Annotated in this window: 14 protein-coding genes; 7 read left to right on the forward strand and 7 right to left on the reverse strand. The window is 40.5% G+C overall.

The annotated features are described in order from the left end of the window. Positions 1 to 12 precede the first annotated feature (12 nt). From ACC612_RS11550 to ACC612_RS11575, 6 genes are all read right to left on the reverse strand, one after another. Positions 13 to 636, reverse strand: coding sequence for an NTP transferase domain-containing protein (locus ACC612_RS11550; RefSeq protein WP_371854694.1), 624 nt, complete (start codon positions 634 to 636; stop codon positions 13 to 15). Then, positions 624 to 1,454, reverse strand: coding sequence for an adenosylcobinamide-GDP ribazoletransferase (cobS, locus tag ACC612_RS11555; RefSeq protein WP_371854695.1), 831 nt, complete (start codon positions 1,452 to 1,454; stop codon positions 624 to 626). The genes ACC612_RS11550 and cobS overlap by 13 nt, the downstream gene beginning before the upstream one ends. Continuing rightward, the gene (cobZ, locus tag ACC612_RS11560; RefSeq protein WP_371854697.1) at positions 1,451 to 2,050 is read right to left on the reverse strand and encodes an alpha-ribazole phosphatase CobZ; all 600 of its coding nucleotides are present in this window, start codon (positions 2,048 to 2,050) and stop codon (positions 1,451 to 1,453) included. The genes cobS and cobZ overlap by 4 nt, the downstream gene beginning before the upstream one ends. A gap of 21 nt (positions 2,051 to 2,071) precedes the next feature. Beyond that, complete coding sequence (locus ACC612_RS11565) at positions 2,072 to 3,067, reverse strand: cobalamin biosynthesis protein (RefSeq protein ID WP_371854698.1); 996 nt, start codon at positions 3,065 to 3,067, stop codon at positions 2,072 to 2,074. Further along, positions 3,052 to 4,557, reverse strand: coding sequence for a threonine-phosphate decarboxylase CobD (gene cobD / locus ACC612_RS11570; RefSeq protein ID WP_371854699.1), 1,506 nt, complete (start codon positions 4,555 to 4,557; stop codon positions 3,052 to 3,054). Before cobD ends, ACC612_RS11565 begins: the two co-directional genes overlap by 16 nt. A gap of 126 nt (positions 4,558 to 4,683) precedes the next feature. Beyond that, positions 4,684 to 6,174, reverse strand: a complete 1,491-nt coding sequence (locus ACC612_RS11575; protein ID WP_371854701.1) for an aminotransferase class I/II-fold pyridoxal phosphate-dependent enzyme — start codon at positions 6,172 to 6,174, stop codon at positions 4,684 to 4,686. Between the two features lie 146 nt (positions 6,175 to 6,320). Here ACC612_RS11575 and ACC612_RS11580 point away from each other — a divergent pair, with 146 nt between their 5' ends. The 6 genes from ACC612_RS11580 (at position 6,321) to ACC612_RS11605 (ending at position 10,998) form a co-directional block, all read left to right on the forward strand. Further along, a complete protein-coding gene (locus ACC612_RS11580) occupies positions 6,321 to 7,094 on the forward strand; it encodes a TIGR00266 family protein (protein WP_371854702.1) in 774 nt (257 codons plus the stop codon). A gap of 63 nt (positions 7,095 to 7,157) precedes the next feature. Next, positions 7,158 to 7,811: a metallophosphoesterase gene (locus ACC612_RS11585; RefSeq protein WP_371854703.1), complete on the forward strand. Its 654-nt coding sequence runs from the start codon at positions 7,158 to 7,160 to the stop codon at positions 7,809 to 7,811. 50 nt (positions 7,812 to 7,861) lie between these two features. Further along, the gene (locus tag ACC612_RS11590; RefSeq protein WP_371854704.1) at positions 7,862 to 8,407 is read left to right on the forward strand and encodes a hypothetical protein; all 546 of its coding nucleotides are present in this window, start codon (positions 7,862 to 7,864) and stop codon (positions 8,405 to 8,407) included. A 23-nt stretch (positions 8,408 to 8,430) separates the two neighbouring features. Beyond that, positions 8,431 to 9,594, forward strand: coding sequence for a tRNA (guanine(10)-N(2))-dimethyltransferase (locus tag ACC612_RS11595; RefSeq protein ID WP_371854705.1), 1,164 nt, complete (start codon positions 8,431 to 8,433; stop codon positions 9,592 to 9,594). Positions 9,595 to 9,707: 113 nt separating this feature from the next. Continuing rightward, positions 9,708 to 10,295 carry a MarR family transcriptional regulator gene (locus tag ACC612_RS11600; RefSeq protein WP_371854706.1) on the forward strand — a complete coding sequence of 196 codons (588 nt, stop codon included), beginning with the start codon at positions 9,708 to 9,710 and terminating at the stop codon, positions 10,293 to 10,295. 13 nt (positions 10,296 to 10,308) lie between these two features. Next, positions 10,309 to 10,998 carry a DUF2110 family protein gene (locus tag ACC612_RS11605; RefSeq protein ID WP_371854707.1) on the forward strand — a complete coding sequence of 230 codons (690 nt, stop codon included), beginning with the start codon at positions 10,309 to 10,311 and terminating at the stop codon, positions 10,996 to 10,998. A gap of 11 nt (positions 10,999 to 11,009) precedes the next feature. Here the strand turns inward: ACC612_RS11605 and ACC612_RS11610 are convergent, their stop codons facing one another. Continuing rightward, entirely contained in the window at positions 11,010 to 11,762 is a 753-nt protein-coding gene (locus ACC612_RS11610; RefSeq protein ID WP_371854708.1) for an ArsR family transcriptional regulator, read from the reverse strand. A gap of 109 nt (positions 11,763 to 11,871) precedes the next feature. Between ACC612_RS11610 and ACC612_RS11615 the strand changes: the two genes are divergently transcribed. After that, positions 11,872 to 12,900 carry a class I SAM-dependent methyltransferase family protein gene (locus ACC612_RS11615; protein WP_371854709.1) on the forward strand — a complete coding sequence of 343 codons (1,029 nt, stop codon included), beginning with the start codon at positions 11,872 to 11,874 and terminating at the stop codon, positions 12,898 to 12,900. Positions 12,901 to 12,907: the final 7 nt, after the last annotated feature.

The following is a 12,907-nucleotide window of genomic DNA, read 5'->3' on the forward strand; positions in this document are numbered from 1 at the left end:
CCATTATACAGATCACGCCTGAGAAAGCAATCTTTTTTCTATTATCTCTTTGCACCTTTGCAGATCTTCTACACGATTTATGTTCAATGCGAAAGCACTTTCCTGACTCACCAGACTTTCATATTCCTGTTCCTGTTCAATATTACTGCCATCTATGATATTAACACCGCAAGGCACTATTAGTTCTCCGGCCCAATTAAAGACAGTATCTGGTCTTACACATAGTCCTTTACAGACAGAGAGAGGAGAGAATACGGACATTGCAGGCTTCCCACATTTTTTGTATTCTTCGATAACGTAATCGATATGCTTTCCCTTAAGGAGTGGCAGATCAGCCATGATGATCAGGACTGGAGAATGTATACCTGCCTCTTTTACGGCATATATCATATCACCTACGTAATTACCTCCTCCTGTCATAATGGTCCTTACATCTCCATTGTATTTTTTCAGAAGGAAGCTTTGTGTAAGAGGGGTAGCAGGAGAGACGGCAACAAACACCTTGTCTATTCCGGAAGCCTCATACAAAGCATCTATGACATAAGTGATCAAAGGCTTATCAAGCAAAGTCACACATGGCTTCTCGCCCATCCCCAGCCTGCTTCCCAACCCACCGGCCATAATTATAGCATCCATGGAATACCTCCGTTATGATAGCTCAATACCAATACGATGATTATAAGGGCAATAGTTCTTCCCACCTCATTGGAAGTGCCGATCACGTCCCCATTCATGCCGCCAAAGTGCCTGTTACTTATGTTCAATATAATAAAAGCTGAAACAATAGCAGCTATAAGAGCAACAAGTCCTCCATACCAAAGCCCGAAAGGTACCAAGGCAAGAGAACAAATTATAACTGAGCCTAATAATCCAACAAAGTACTTTGGAATAGTCGTATTCTGTACAAGGATAGATCCCAAACCTTCATGAATAGACTTGCCGAAAGCTGCTATTGTGAGCATGCACTGCATTGCAGATACTTCTGCGATCAGCATGGCGGACAATAGAACAGTAGCAGCTGTCTTTATGCTACTATCAGCAAATATAAGAGCTTCAGATTGAAGAGATACTATTGCTGAATAGAATGCAATGATACCCATTGTACAAAATCCTACGCCTCCTATACCAAGCGCAACATCCTTAAGAGCCCGGATCTTCTTTTCCACAGACCCGTGAGCAGTTAAACCATCACCAAAATCTGCAAGGCCATCAATATGGTTTAGGCCTGTAAGATAGTATACAAAAACAACTATCAGTACAGCGCTTATCTGCTGTGGTAATGCCATCATGGCTAAGAAAGAAAATGCTCCCATAAGTAATCCCAAAACAGCACCTACAAGGATATGCAAATACGTTCTCTTGAAGAACTCATCCAGACCTTCCATTGTCAGGCCTACAGGGATAGTAGAGAGAAAACCAAAACTGGAACGTACTGCCAGAAGGAAATTATTCATCCTGCGATCACACCACTGTTCTCATTATTCTTGTTCTTCTTCTCATCTGTTTTTTCTTTTTTGAGGCCAGATTCAGCCATGCTCCGAGTATACATACTCGCAGAGACACCACCAATAAGGCCTCCAATGACATCATCCATAAAAGGACCAAGCTTTGAAAGAATGCCCGGTTTTTGTTTATCGAAACGCACAAACTCAAAAGTACCCTTATCACCACTGATATATCTGGAAATGCTCATTCCAAGGACTTCATCAGCTATTATGAATGTCAGGTCCCTTTCATAGGATTTTCTGCTTATGTTTGGAAGATGACCATTGCGTCCTTCTTTTTCAAGTAACATGCCAGCATATATCAGAAGGCACAAATTTGGATCAGACAAAGCCAGGTTAAGTTCTCCCAGAAACACTTCTTCTGCTTTTTCTCTTGTCTCTATTCCCGGATGAGGAACATAAAGCTCCAGTGCCGTATCAATCAGCATTTGCACAGTGATTCCCTCTTCCTCTAATAGATCCCTTATATCTAGAAGAACATCACCTTCCAGTTCCTTTGACTGGTCCTTTTTCATATCGTTGCTTTTGATATCTGATAATTTCATATTCATCACTTTGGTCAGACCTTAATAAAATGCATAGAAACGATTCATAAGAATGTAAATCATGGAAGCGCACATAAGTACAGAGATTGCAGAAGACATCAATATCAAACTGCGTGCCAGCTTAATGTGGGAGAACTGAGGATAAGGATTCCTGGAAGCCAGCAAATAAACCTTAGGTTTCTCCAGACGAATGCCCATAGCCCCCGCAAAAGCAGCCATGGGATATCCGGAATTCGGAGATGGAGTCTTGGTTCCATCCTCGATTGCAATTTTGACTGCACTTACAGGATCAAGAGACCTTGAAAATGCCGGTATCAGACGCAAGAGAGTAGCAGCTATGAATATAGGTATCAGTGACAATCTGGCAGGTATCCAGTTCAACACGTCATCGAACCTTGCAGAGAACCAGCCAAGATGCAGATATTGAGGATCTTTGTAGCCCACCATGGAGTCAAGAGTGCTTGTTGCTTTGAATATATAGGCAGCGATTATCCCAAATGGCCCAAATATTACAAAATAGAACAAAGGTGAAAGGATGCCATCTACAAAGTTCTCCGATGATGTCTCTATCACGGCTGATGACACTTGCTCCTGCGTTAGTTTAGAAGTATTCCTGCTCACATACATGGAAAGTTTCTTCCTTGCCCCATCCAGATCACCTTTTGCAAGTTCTCCATATACTTCTTTTCCTGCATCCATGAGGCAGCGTATGGCAAAAGTGATCTTGAGAAACCAAGCCGCTATAAGGTACCTGATAATTGCAGGTATACTTTCAGTATCAAGTATAACAGTGGCAACTAGGCCAATAAGAGCGGCAAAAAGAATGCAGCACAATGCCATAAAGATACCATAGATCCTTCTGTTTTTGGAAGGCGCCTTGCGCTTGAAAAAGGAGATGAGATTTCCTATCCATACAACAGGATGTATGGCAAAGGGAGGCTCTCCTATTATTAGATCAATGATAAAGGCCAGGAACAATACAGCAATCAGATCAAATGCACTTATTGTGAAGAACATAATCGTGGCTCCATAACCTGCTCCCATACCTTCTTGATCGCTTGCTGAGTGCAACCCTCAGCGGTGAGCACAGAGAGCATTTTTTTAACCACTGCAGGTTCATGTACTACTATGCATTCAAGGCAGCTCCAGACCTCATTCCCACTTGAACCGGTTATCCATTTACCTTCCGTACGCTCATCCTGACACGGATAAAATGGACAGAAACAAAAAGTGCAATCCTGACCTTCATAATGACATGGATAGTAATTGCATTCTTTATTGCTTCCCAGAGATCCTTTATCCCGGGCCTTCTCCAGGTTACGCTCCAGATAAAGAATTGCCTGTTCTCTGCCCCATTCCTGAATTACCTGCCTTATGCAATCCACTATACGCTCATTTTCCTCCCTGGTACGTACAGCTATGCGGATGTGGTGCTTTCCAAGATCCTGGAAAGAACTGCAATCCCTTATAAGAACACCATGTGCCGCCATTCTTTCAGTTAATTCCACAGAATCCATGGACAGATCGCTGATGTCTACATAAATATAATTAACAGTGCTCTCAAGGGGTCTGAACCCACGGCGTTCCAGTTTTTCCATGAGGAATTCCCGTTCCCTGGAGATCATATCCCTCGATTCCACAAGATATCGACTGTAACAGCCACCTTCCATATTCATAAGAACAGTACTCACTTCTTCTGCTACACATCCCAGGTTCCACGAAAGCCTTGCATTATTGAGCAACGTTGCAATTCTCACGGAAGCAACTCCAAAACCCATTCTAATGCCAGGGATAGCAAAAGCCTTGGTAAGGGAACGCTGTATGAACAGATGGTCATTGGACTGCACAAGATCCACAATAGTCTGCGAAGGATCTGCCAGTTCTATAAAGGCTTCATCAACAAAAAGGATCACATCATTTTCCCTGCATTTGTCGATGAGCTTCTCAAGTTCTTTCCTGGTGAACATTTTACCGGTGGGGTTATTTGGATTACAAACAAAAAGAAGCCTGGCATCTTGTAAGATTTCATCCGGCACATCAGGCAGCATATCCTGTTTTATATATCGGATCTCAGCTCCGAATATACTGCACTGCTGTTCATATTCGCTGAATGTGGGCGATGGAATAAGTACTATATCACCCTTTTCTATGACTGTTTCTGCAACCAGCCGGATGATTTCCGATGAACCATTACCAGGTATTATATTTTCAGCAGTCATGCCTTTTCCTATAAAACCTGCGGCTGCTTTTCTGAATTCTACGTAACGATTATCGGGATATTGACCCATTCTCTTAAGGGCAGAATGCAAAATATTATCCATATCAAGCCCGGTGTAGGGATGGTCAAAGGGAGTGCCGTAAGGATTAAGACTGGCACTTGCATCCAACATTTGGGATTCCGGTATGCCGTATTGCTGGGATGATTTTCTCACCAGGCCTCCGTGTTTGCATGGCTGTACCTTTAACAGATGTTCTCTGACCGGGATAAATTTTGTTTGTCTTGACACAGTTATCGCCTTTTTTTTAGATAACAGGACCTATATTAAGTTATTTAATTAAGTTGAATGCAATTAAATTAAACTTGTTTAAAGCTTAAGATGCCAAGTGAATATATGCTATATAGATAATATAAATTACAACAAAGGCTTTAGTATTTTACTCCATGCCTTCTGTATGTTAGCTTCAGTATCCCCTTCTTCCATAAGGATATCAAGTATTTGACGGGATAACGTTGACTGGTGTATATAGGTACAGTTTTCGCAGCTCCATACCCTATTACCACTGGATCCTACTATCCACTTGCCGCCGGTACGCTCATCCTCGCATGCGTAGAAAGGACAAAAACAAAAAGTGCAATCCTGCCCCTTAAAATGACACGGATAATACTGGCATGTACCTCTGCTTGCCGGAGCAGCTCCTGATGCAGCGCTTTCTATGGTTACTTCCAATCTTTCCCTTGCATCCTCTTTGCTCGTTTCAGTAAGAACCTCACCGATAGCCTTCAAAAGGATATCATTATCTTCCTGTGTGCGCATGCCGATTCTGACAAACTGCTTTTCTGCCTGGAAGAAGGAACTGCAATCCTTTATAAGAAAACCTTTTGATGCGAGGTTCTGTGTAAGCGTTCGAGAATCCATAAAAAGGTCTTTGAGGTCCACAAGAAGATAATTCGCATCAGAGTGCTGAGGAGAAAAACCATAGATCCGACCTATGCGATTCATCAAATAATTACGTTGAGACTGTATAAGCTGCCGGGATTCTTCCAGATACCTAGAGTTAATTCCCCCTTCTATACTAAGGACAGCTGTACACAATAAATCCGAAAAAGCACCGATGCTCCAAGGCAGACGACCATTGTTAAAATACTGAGCCAAATTCTCAGAAGCGATGGCATAAGACGCTTTGAGTCCAGGGAGTGAAAAAGAATGAGCAATTGAACGAATGATCACAAGATAATCATTTCCGAAAGTATAACCTGCAAGAGTTTGGGACGGATCACATAATTCAATGCAAGATTCATCCACAATGAGCATAGTTTTGTTCTCAGCACACCTTTCTGCAAAAAGCCTCAATTCCTTTCTAGGGATTAGGTGGCCTCCCGGATTAGCAGGATTGGATAAAAGCACTAATCTGGCACATGATAACACATCATCCTCTGCTAACAACAACTCATGAGGAGGCAGAGGTAACACACGCGCTCCAAATAACACAGAATTTAGAGCATATTCTGGTGTGGAAGGGAATGGAGTCAGTACTATATCTCCTTTTTCAAGAGTGCAACCCAAAATCAGTCTTATAAGTTCACATGTTCCACTACCAGGCACAACATTAGCGAAAGTTATACCCTTACCTATAAAATCAGCAGCTGCAGTTCTAAATTCCAGATACCGGTTATCAGGATATTGATTGATTTGTTTTTTAGCAGCATTGATCAGGCCATCAAGGTTCAAACCACTGTGTTGATACTGAAAAACATTGCCCATAGGATTTAGACGTGTGCTGAAATCAATTGAACTCGTTTTTTGTGCATCTGCTTTTGCACGAAGATCATCCGGAAGGATACAATGATGATATTGAGATATTAAATATGTATTTTCCTTAAAAACTGCTCTCTTCTCCTTCATGGATTATCTCACTCTGTCACTTATGCATACCTGATATAATTAAGTTTTTATCTTTGCTTCCGCCAAAAATATATATCAGTAACAAAAGCAATTCTAGATGGCAATCTACAGAATTTATGATTGATCCGGATTAAGGAGTGATAAATATGGCAGATGTAATTGATTACAAGATAATTGGAAATGATATGCAATTAGTAGAAATAGAGTTAGATCCAGGGGAGAGCGTGAGGGCTGAAGCAGGTGCCATGACATACATGGGACCAGGTATCAAAATGGAAACTTCCACTGGTGGAGGTATATTAAAGGGACTGAAACGAGCTATCACAGGAGAAAGTTTTTTCATTACAAATTTCACCCACGAAGGAGAAGATAAAGGATATGTGGCTTTCGGAGCGCCATACCCGGGCAAGATCATTTGCCTTGACCTTGCACAACTGGGAGGGAGATTTATTTGCCAGAAAGATTCTTTCCTCTGTGCAGCAAAAGGAATAGAAGTGGAACTTGCGTTCACTAAAAAACTTGGAGCAGGGCTTTTTGGCGGGGAAGGCTTTATCCTGCAAAAGTTAAGTGGTGATGGCCTGGCTTTTGTCCATGCAGGTGGTACTATCATAGAAAGAGACCTCAAAGCAGGTGAAGTGATACGAGTCGATACCGGCTGTGTATGTGCATTTGCTGAAAGTGTTGCATATGACATCGGTTTTGTGGGCGGATTCAAGAATGCGCTTTTTGGAGGAGAGGGTATAGTACTCGCAACTCTTCGCGGTCCCGGAAAAGTATTCCTGCAAAGCCTGCCTTTCTCCAGACTTGCTGACAGAGTAATGGCTGCGGCAAGATACCAGAGCCGGGATGAATCAACTGGTGTCGGCGGAATTGGAGGAAAAGTAATAGGTGGAATACTTGGAGGAGACAAATCCTTCTGAGAGATGGATATAGAAATAATTGAAAAAGTCATAATTAGATATTAATGCTGAGGTGCATCTTAAGTGAGAATATTTGCAATTGCTGACCCTCATGGGGACTATTCGAAGATAAAGGGGCTTCTAAAAAAGGCCGGTGAGATAGACCTGGTTCTTGTGGCAGGAGATATCACAAACTTCGGCCCTGATGAAAAGGCATTGGAACTTTTCGAACTTTTTGATGTACCTATTTTGGCAGTACCTGGAAATTGCGATCAAACATCTATACTTAAAGTGCTTGATAATTCAAAAGCTGCAAACCTCCACCAAAATTCCTATACAATCGATGATACAGTATTCATCGGTTATGGGGGTTCCAATCCTACTCCGTTCTGCACACCTTTCGAGATGCAGGAATGTGATATTGGAGAAGGGCTTGAGGAAATAGTGAAAAAATCAGAAAGTAATAATGTGAAAATTGTATTGCTCACTCACGCCCCTCCATATGGTTTTCTTGATGAAGTACCATCCGGGCATGTCGGGTGTACATCTATCTCGGCTTTCATAGGAAGAGCTGAACTAATTGTATGCGGACATATACATGAAGCTCGAGGAGTTGTACGAGAAAAGGGAACAGTAATCGTTAACCCCGGCATGGCAGCTTTAGGATATGCTGCCCTCATAAAGATCAATGATGGTAGTATTGGCGATAAGATTGAAGTTGAACTTCTGAAGTTTTGAAGTGAAAGTTTATTAGGTAGAGGAGATTAATATATAAACCGGTGATAGGGATGAAACTAAAAACTTTTATATTATTACTGATGCTGTCTTCTGTCATGTTGTCTGGTTGTACCGACAACAAGACCACAAATGGTAGCATTAATGCAACAGATAATGTTAGCAATATTAGTACTGAGAATGTCACTACCGATACTACAAATGTCATATCTTTGAATGAAAGTGAACAAAACGTTACTACAACTACAGAAGAGACTGCTATATATGTACCTGCTGCGAATGTATCTACTGAAGATACTACGACTACAACCACTGGACCATACGTGGTAGATACTGGAGTTCCCCGTACTTTTACCGTACGCCTGGAAAAATTCCTCTCATCTCCAAGTACGCTGGTCGTAGCGCCTAAGGATACCGTATACTGGACCAATTTCAATGATCCTAAAAGATTATTTGTCCTTGTAAGCGAGGATGGACTATGGGAAAATAGGAACATTGGATACAGAGAATCCTTTGGGTATACTTTCAATGAAACTGGAACATTTAATTATAGTATCACAGGTTTCCCAAGGATGGGTGGGACCATTATAGTTAAATAATAACAGTCATTCGATTGGGACCAATGAGCACCAGGACTATTATAGAAGGCTGTACCCAGGCATTGGTCCCCATCGTCCCAGAGGACCAACCACTTTCCATTTCTTTAGCAAGTGTTTTTTACAATCCGGAAATGGAATTGAATCGGGATATTTCGGTGGCTGTGATTGCTGCCTATTCTGAACTAATAGCATCCCATAAAGAGCTGAATCTGTCAGATATAACCTATGTTGATGCACTTGCAGCTTCTGGTATTCGAGGACTTAGAATCGCAAAAGAAGTAGGAATCAACGTTACCCTTAATGACTGGAATCAAGATGCACATGATCTGATCAAGAAAAATACAGAGCTTAATAAACTCAACGAAAAAATAAAGATTAATCTGGGTAACGCTAATGTGTTGTTACACAAAGAACGTTATAATATAGTAGATATAGACCCCTTTGGATCACCGACTACTTATCTTGATGCTGCATGTAATTCAGCCATTAATATGCTTGCTGTCACTGCTACAGATACTGCACCCCTGTGCGGAGCGCATTTGAATTCAGGGATCAGAAAATATGGCGCAGTGCCCTTGAACGTTGAGTATCACAGTGAAATGGGATTACGTATCTTACTTGGCAGAATTGCACGAGACCTCGCAAGACATGAGAAGGCTATGCATCCTTTATTCTGCCATGCTACCAGACATTATGTAAGGGCTTACCTGGATATAAAGAAAAGTGCCAAAGGCGCTGATAAATGCCTAAAGAACATAGGATTTATATCACATTGTACGAAATGTTCATGCCGGTCTGTTCACTATGGGTTGGCAGTAAGTATACCTGACAAATGCGGAGTATGCGGACATCAGACCAATATCGCTGGTCCCCTTTGGCTTGGTCCTCTGCATGACAAAGGCTTTTGCAACTCCATATTAGAGCAGCTAAATAAAAGAGAACTGGGAAAAAAAGAACATGCGGTAAAACTGGTAGAACTGTGTAAAAATGAACTTGATGTACCTACTTTTTACGACCAGCACCTCCTATCGAAAAAACTTGGAATATCTGCCATACCCATGGAAGAACTGCTTAAGGAATTAGTGACAAATGGATTTGAAGCTTCACGAACACATTTCAGCGGAACATCATTTAAAACTAATGCAGGACTTGAGGGAATATTAGACACTCTGAGAAGATTTCGATAAATATAAATATGTTCACATATCTATGATTACACAGAGTAATATACAATAAAATAGATAGAATTATAAGATAATTCTCTTCAAATTCTCAGGACCTTCATAAAGAGAGGGAAATTATGGCTAAAGAATATGCTGAACAACTCTTCCTTCAGGAAAAACCCACATTGGCACTCCTTGCCATCTGGTCCTTCCAGAAAACCTATGCCTCTATAATTACCAAAGAGATCAATTCGACATTTGCGCATACGACGAAAATTCTCTCAAAAATGGAAGAACACGGTTTGGTAAAATTCACAATGGAAGGGCGAGTCAAATATGTGGAACTTACCGAATCGGGATTTAAAGTAGTGGAGGCTCTTAAAAATTTGATCATTGCGCTGGAAGGCGAACTGCCTGAAGGAATGGAGCCTATTGAAGATGAGGGCAATGCGGATCTTTCTTCCAATATTAAAGAATCCATTCCAGATCAAGAGCATGAAATATATGATAAAACAAAAAGGCTGAACGATACTATTGTAGCCATCTATAACGAACTTATTAGCAGTGGAGCTGATAGGGAAACCATTATAATGAGACTGGGGCCTTTTAAGAGGGATCTCAAGAAAATCGAGAACTCTATGCAACAACATCATGCTATCGACGATGCAACACTGGAGTATTTCAATGATACAAAAGATCTTCTTGAGTCACTTATAAACCAGTAAGAGATCGTAAAATATGAAGAAGATTACATTATGCATAAAGGTCTATGGTAACGAAAGAAAAACTATAGATGCTATTTCTGCTGCTGTTGCAAATGAACTGAAAGAACTAACTGCGAAAGCTGCAGTTACTGTTTCTGGTGATGGATGGGCTATTGCTGAAATTGAAGGGGAGGATGAGGAATTCGCGAGTAATCTTCTGGCAAGACAATATGGTACTCCTACATTAAATCCTTCTGAAGGGATGATATATAAAGGGCTTATTGAGTCAATTGAAGAAGATAAGATCATTGTGGATATTGGCACAAAGATAATCATTTCTCCTGAAAATATGAAAAACCTCGGAACAGGAAGTGCAAAGCAAATATCATTGCGTTTTGGCATGATAAAGCATTTGCCTGTAGAAGTAGAGATCATAAATACCAAACCAAAAATACAGGGCATGTTCAGTAAATATCAAGCAGACACCTGGTGGCAATGGAAAAAGGCTGGTTACGACCGGGTGACAGCAAATGCCATTACCAGATCTGAACTTAAAGCTGCAATAAAAAAGACCGGGCATGCCAGAGATATATATGGTATTGAAAGGCTGGGAATAATGGAGCATGCAATAGTTTGTAGGGAAACTACTGACGGACCCGGCATAGTCGCAGCAATTGGAAAGTTTGTACCTTCAGAACTTGGAGTGATAATTGGTTCTTCATGAGAACAAAATTATCATTTGTTCTTATTAAGGAAATGAACAATGAAAAGGCATCTTTCCTTTCCATTACCACAACATTCTACTTCCTGAACACAGCAAGTAAGATTAAGTGAGTGCACTATTGTACCTTCAATAATACCTTCCGTAAAAGAGCATAAGTTCTTTCCTATAGTGGATATCAGTTTGTAATCAAAGGAGTGCTCTACCGCAATTACCAACGGTTCACGGCTTTCCACATACATCGTACCCATCTGATATCTTTTCCAGAATTCAGCCAATTCTTTGATGAGAAATTCAGTATCTTTTGAGATGAAATTTGAAGAGATACTTATCCCGATATCTCTGCCAACTTTTCTCATAATTGGATCGCTATTGATACCATGAGCATCAAATCCAAATTGTATAGCACGGAAAAAACATTTGAAACAACCATGTTTTTCTAAGCGAGGGGAAGCAAGTGTTTCCAACACATTTCTATAATGCTTAAGAATAGGAGGCTGGGAATGAGCCATATACTCACATTTGAGATGGTAGGTCTTGCGCCGTTTATCGTCAGGATCATATTCTTCTTCAACAAGACCAGAAGAACGTAAGTCGTTGAGATGTACTGAAACTGTAGATTTAGCTTTTCCTGTGTGCTTAACAATTTCATCAAAAGAACGGGAAGAAATTTTAAGGAAATCCAATATCTGGATCTTTACAGGACTGTTCAATGCGACAAAACCATTTCCATTAGAAAAAAGAGCAGTCCGATCGCAGTCACTCATATTACATTAGATAACAATAACTCTATATAAATGTTAGCTAATAGTCGAATAGATTGTAAAATAGCAATTAATTGAATAATGAATAATCGTGTAAATTATGGTTACTGATATGCAAATTCAACAAAATGTCATAGTTTATGTGCCTATTGAAGAGGCAGAGTGCATACGTGCAAAACTTATAGAAAGTAAAGTTCTTGATATGAACAGAAAGATCAAGAAGTTTACAGAAAATGATCAAAATTATCTTCTTCTACCTGTAACAAAAGAAATTCCAGAATATATATGCCTTGAAGATAATAATCCGGAATTCTACGAGTCTCAGAGATCTTTAAAGGAATTAATTTCAGATGAAATACCTGCACAAAAATTTGCAAAAATACCTTCAAGCTGGCAAGTCATAGGAACATTAATTGTAATAGCAATACCTGATGAACTCAATGATATTGCCACCCTCATCGGTCAAAAGCTGCTTCAAATGTATCCCAAATGCACCTGTGTTGTGCGTGATAAAGGTATTAAAGGAGCTTTCAGAGTCCCAGAAAGAGAAATCATAGCAGGCAGTGGTACTGAAACCTTGCACAAGGAAAATGGCTGTATATTCAGACTTGATGTTACAAAAGTGATGTTTTCAAAAGGCAACCTTGCTGAAAAGAAATTAATGAGCACATCCTCAAAGAATGAGGTTGTAGTTGATATGTTTGCAGGTATTGGATATTTTTCTATACCAATAGCAGTACATTCCTCACCAAAGAAAATCATATCTATTGAGCTAAACCCTGTATCCTTTGGTTATCTCCAGGAAAACATCCTTTTAAATCATGTCGAAAATCTGATCGAACCTATACTTGGTGATTGTGCTGTTGTTACACCGGAAGGGATAGCTGACCGGGTAATAATGGGTTATGTTGGAACCACTCACCATTACCTCTCCAGTGGGATCAAAGCATTGAAACCTGAAGGCGGTGTGCTACATTATCACGAGACAACCCCTGAAAAATTATTACCAGAGAGGGCGGTAAACAGAGTAAAAGAAGCTGCACTACAACTGGGAAAGAATACCGAAATACTAGATATCCGACGTATTAAAAAATATGCGCCAGGCGTCTGGCACGTTGTAGTAGATGCAAAGATCACGTGACAGTTAC

Origin of the sequence: Methanomethylovorans sp. (assembly GCF_041447285.1) — an archaeon.
GTDB lineage: Archaea > Halobacteriota > Methanosarcinia > Methanosarcinales > Methanosarcinaceae > Methanomethylovorans.

What these genes read in the sequence shown, in the direction of transcription:
- ACC612_RS11600 (WP_371854706.1), top strand. Translation starts at nt 9,708, where the DNA reads ATGGCTAAAGAATATGCTGAACAACTCTTCCTTCAGGAAAAACCCACA.
- ACC612_RS11590 (WP_371854704.1), top strand. Translation starts at nt 7,862, where the DNA reads ATGAAACTAAAAACTTTTATATTATTACTGATGCTGTCTTCTGTCATG.
- ACC612_RS11605 (WP_371854707.1), top strand. Translation starts at nt 10,309, where the DNA reads ATGAAGAAGATTACATTATGCATAAAGGTCTATGGTAACGAAAGAAAA.
- ACC612_RS11565 (WP_371854698.1), bottom strand. Translation starts at nt 3,067, where the DNA reads ATGTTCTTCACAATAAGTGCATTTGATCTGATTGCTGTATTGTTCCTG.
- cobZ (WP_371854697.1), bottom strand. Translation starts at nt 2,050, where the DNA reads ATGAAATTATCAGATATCAAAAGCAACGATATGAAAAAGGACCAGTCA.
- ACC612_RS11575 (WP_371854701.1), bottom strand. Translation starts at nt 6,174, where the DNA reads ATGAAGGAGAAGAGAGCAGTTTTTAAGGAAAATACATATTTAATATCT.
- ACC612_RS11550 (WP_371854694.1), bottom strand. Translation starts at nt 636, where the DNA reads ATGGATGCTATAATTATGGCCGGTGGGTTGGGAAGCAGGCTGGGGATG.
- ACC612_RS11610 (WP_371854708.1), bottom strand. Translation starts at nt 11,762, where the DNA reads ATGAGTGACTGCGATCGGACTGCTCTTTTTTCTAATGGAAATGGTTTT.
- ACC612_RS11615 (WP_371854709.1), top strand. Translation starts at nt 11,872, where the DNA reads ATGCAAATTCAACAAAATGTCATAGTTTATGTGCCTATTGAAGAGGCA.
- ACC612_RS11595 (WP_371854705.1), top strand. Translation starts at nt 8,431, where the DNA reads ATGAGCACCAGGACTATTATAGAAGGCTGTACCCAGGCATTGGTCCCC.
- cobS (WP_371854695.1), bottom strand. Translation starts at nt 1,454, where the DNA reads ATGAATAATTTCCTTCTGGCAGTACGTTCCAGTTTTGGTTTTCTCTCT.
- ACC612_RS11580 (WP_371854702.1), top strand. Translation starts at nt 6,321, where the DNA reads ATGGCAGATGTAATTGATTACAAGATAATTGGAAATGATATGCAATTA.